The sequence below is a fragment of the Phenylobacterium sp. genome (assembly GCF_037138395.1).
GTDB lineage: Bacteria > Pseudomonadota > Alphaproteobacteria > Caulobacterales > Caulobacteraceae > Phenylobacterium.
The window spans coordinates 1-3,328 of the sequence record NZ_JBAXIM010000209.1 but is presented as its reverse complement, the minus strand read 5'-3'; the positions used below and the strand labels follow the sequence as shown (position 1 = coordinate 3,328).

The 3,328-nt window shown below is 69.7% G+C and carries 3 protein-coding genes; all 3 read left to right on the top strand.

Features of this window, described 5'->3' with window-relative positions:
- The first annotated feature begins 31 nt into the window (after positions 1-31).
- Positions 32-1,108, top strand: coding sequence for an NADH:flavin oxidoreductase (locus tag WCJ52_RS12300; RefSeq protein ID WP_336903602.1), 1,077 nt, complete (start codon positions 32-34; stop codon positions 1,106-1,108).
- Positions 1,109-1,455: 347 nt separating this feature from the next.
- Positions 1,456-2,736, top strand: coding sequence for a nucleoside transporter C-terminal domain-containing protein (locus WCJ52_RS12295; protein ID WP_336903601.1), 1,281 nt, complete (start codon positions 1,456-1,458; stop codon positions 2,734-2,736).
- Between the two features lie 23 nt (positions 2,737-2,759).
- Positions 2,760-3,328, top strand: a 569-nt coding sequence (locus tag WCJ52_RS12290) for a glutathione S-transferase family protein (RefSeq protein WP_336903600.1), incomplete at its 3' end; no start/stop codon positions are given.

The following is a 3,328-nucleotide window of genomic DNA, read 5'->3' as shown; positions in this document are numbered from 1 at the left end:
AGGGCGCCGATAAACTTAGAGGGGGAAACCGATGACCGACCTGTTCGCGCCCATGAGCTTCATCCGCGGTCCTGCGATGCAGAACCGGCTGATGCTGGCACCGCTCACCAACCTGCAGAGTCATCCCGACGGGACGCTCTCGCATGACGAGCACCGCTGGCTCACCCTGCGCGCCCAGGGCGGTTTTGGCCTGACCATGACCGCCGCGGCCCATGTCCAGAGGATCGGCCAGGGCTTCCCTGGTCAGGTCGGCGTCTTCTCCGACATCCACATTCCCGGCCTCGCCCGCCTGGCCGAGGACATCCGCAAGGCCGGCAGCCTGGCCGTCGTCCAGCTGCACCACGCCGGCATGCGCTCGCCTGCCGCCCTGATCGGCGAGGCTCCGGTCTGCCCCTCAGAGGACGCCGACACGGGCTCCCGGGCCCTGACCCTCGACGAGGTCCACCAACTGCGTGACGACTTCATCGCTGCCGCCGTCCGCGCCGACAAGGCCGGCTTCGACGGGGTCGAGATCCATGGCGCCCACGGCTATATCGTCTGCCAGTTCCTCAGCGCCGAGACCAATCGCCGCACGGACGCCTACGGCGGCTCGCCCGAGAACCGCGCGCGCCTCGTCCTCGAAATCCTCGACGGCGTCCGCGCCGCCTGCCGCCCGGACTTTAACCTCGGCCTGCGCCTGTCGCCCGAGCGGTTCGGCCTCAGCCTGATGGAGGTCCGCGACCTCGTCGGCCGGCTCTTTGCCGAGGCCAAGATCGACTACCTCGACATGTCCCTCTGGGATTGCTTCAAGGAGCCGGTGGAGGAGGCCCATCGGGGCCGCACCCTGATGTCCTACTTCACCGACCTGCCGCGCGGGGACGTGCGCCTGGGCGTGGCCGGCAAGATCATGAGCGCCGCCGACGCCCGGGCCATGCTGGACGCCGGTGCCGACTTCGTCCTCCTCGGCCGGGCTGCCATCCTGCACCACGACTGGCCGCAGAAGGCCCGCGCCAACCCCGACTTCCGCCCTGTCAGCCTGCCCGTCACCCGCGCCCACCTCGAGGCCGAGGGCCTGGGCCCGGCCTTCGTCACCTACATGAGCACCTGGGCGGGCTTCGTCGATGGCTAGCGGCGGTTTCGAGGGTCAACGGCGCCTCAGCTGACCCCCTCCGTCGCGCTGCGCGCGCCACCTCCCCCTGGGGGGCGGAATTACAGTTCTAATTGCTCCACCTCAGGGGGAGCTGTCGGCGAAGCCGACTGAGGGGGTCAACAGCGGCTCAGCTGACCCCCTCCGTCCCGGGGCTATCGCCCCGGTCCACCTCCCCCTTGGGGGCGGAATTATGGGGCCCATTGCTCCACCTTAGGGGGAGCTCCGGGCGAAGCCCGGTGAGGGGGTCAGCGGAGTTGCAGCTAGGAGGTTGCACCAGGGCCGCTCCGGCGTTCAACTGGCACCCGCACCGGGGGAGAGACCAGGACATGTTCCGCGCAGAGAACGCCCAGAGCCTTCTGGGCCTCGCCGTCATCCTGGGCCTGTGCTGGGTCCTGTCCGAGAACCGCCGGGTCTTTCCCTGGAAGCTGGCGGCCGGTGCCCTCCTGATCCAGTTCCTGCTGGTCCTGGGTCTCTTCGGCCTGCCGCCCCTGCGCGCCGTGGTCGCCGCCCTTGGCCAGGGGGTCGAGGCCCTCGCCGCCGCCACCCAGGCGGGCGTCACCTTTGTCTTCGGCTATCTGGCCGGCGGGGAGGGGCAGCCCTATCCCGTCGCCAACGCCGGCGCCCTCTTCGTCTTCGCCTTCCGCGTCCTGCCCGTCATCCTGGTGGTCTGCGCCCTGGCGGCCCTGCTCTGGCACTGGGGGATCCTCAAGGTCCTGACCCGCGGCTTCGGCTTCATCTTCGAGAAGACCATGGGCCTGCGCGGCCCGCCCGCCCTGGCCGTGGCCGCCACCATCTTCATGGGCCAGGTCGAGGGGCCCATCTTCATCCGCGGCTACCTGTCCCGGCTCAGCCGCTCCGAGCTCTTCATGCTCATCACCGTGGGCATGAGCTGCGTGGCCGGATCGACCATGGTGGCCTACGCCGCCATCCTGAAGGACGTTCTGCCCAACGCCGCCGCCCACGTCATCACCGCCTCCATCATCTCGGCGCCGGCCGGGGTGCTCCTGGCCCGCATCCTCGCCCCCCGCGACGTCGTCGCCGAGCAGGCCGATCCCCTCGAGGTCGGCCCGGACAAGGTCTACGAGAGCAGCATAGACGCGGTGATCCGCGGTGCCTCCGATGGCCTCCAGATCGCCCTCAACATCGCCGCCACCCTGATCGTCTTCGTGGCCCTCGCCAGCATGGCGAACGGCCTGCTCGGCCTCCTGCCCGACGTAGGCGGCGCGCCCCTGACCCTCGAGCGCATCCTCGGCCTTGTCTTCGCCCCCCTGGTCTGGCTCATCGGCGTCCCCGCCGCCGACGCCCGGCTCGCCGGCTCCCTCCTGGGGGTCAAGCTGGTCCTGACCGAGTTCACCGCCTTCATCCAGCTGGGGGCGGTCCCCCTCGACGCCATCGACCCGCGCACCCGGGTGCTGATGACCTATGCCCTCTGCGGCTTCGCCAACATTGCCTCGGTGGGCATGAACGTGGCCGGCTACTCCGTGCTGGTGCCCGAGCGCCGGTCCGAGGTCATCGGCATGGTCTGGAAGGCCATGTTCGCCGGCTTCCTCGCCACCTGCCTGTCCGCCTCCGTCGTCGGCCTCCTGCCCCGCGAACTCTTCCACTGACCCGCCCACACAGGAAAACCCCCATGAAGCTCTACGACACGCCCCTCGCCCCCAATCCCCGCCGCGTGCGCTGGTTCATGGCCGAGAAGGGGATCGAGGACGTCGAGATCGTCCGCATCAACATCATGGAGGGCGACCACAAGACCCCCGACTACATCAAGCGTTTCGGCCTCGCCAACATCCCGGCCCTGGAGCTGGACGACGGGACCTGCATCACCGAGAGCCTGGCCATCTGCCGCTATCTCGAGAGCCGCTACCCGCAGGTCAATCTGTTCGGCGCCACCCCCGAGGAGACCGCCCTCATCGAGATGTGGACCCGCCGGGGCGAGTTTCTGGTGGCCGGGCCCCTGATGATGGCCGTCCGCCACACCCACCCGGCCCTGGCCCGGCTCGAGACCCAGGTCCCCGCGATGGCCGAGGCCAACCGCACGGCGGGCCTGCGCGGCCTGAAGATCCTCGACCGCCAGCTGCAGGACCACGAATGGCTGGCCGGCGAGCGCCTGACCATCGCCGACATCGTCGCCTTCATCGGCGTCGACTTCACCCGCATGATCAAGCTGGAGATCCCGGAGGAACTGACCGGCGTCACCCG

What these genes read in the sequence shown, in the direction of transcription:
- WCJ52_RS12300 (WP_336903602.1), top strand. Translation starts at nt 32, where the DNA reads ATGACCGACCTGTTCGCGCCCATGAGCTTCATCCGCGGTCCTGCGATG.
- WCJ52_RS12295 (WP_336903601.1), top strand. Translation starts at nt 1,456, where the DNA reads ATGTTCCGCGCAGAGAACGCCCAGAGCCTTCTGGGCCTCGCCGTCATC.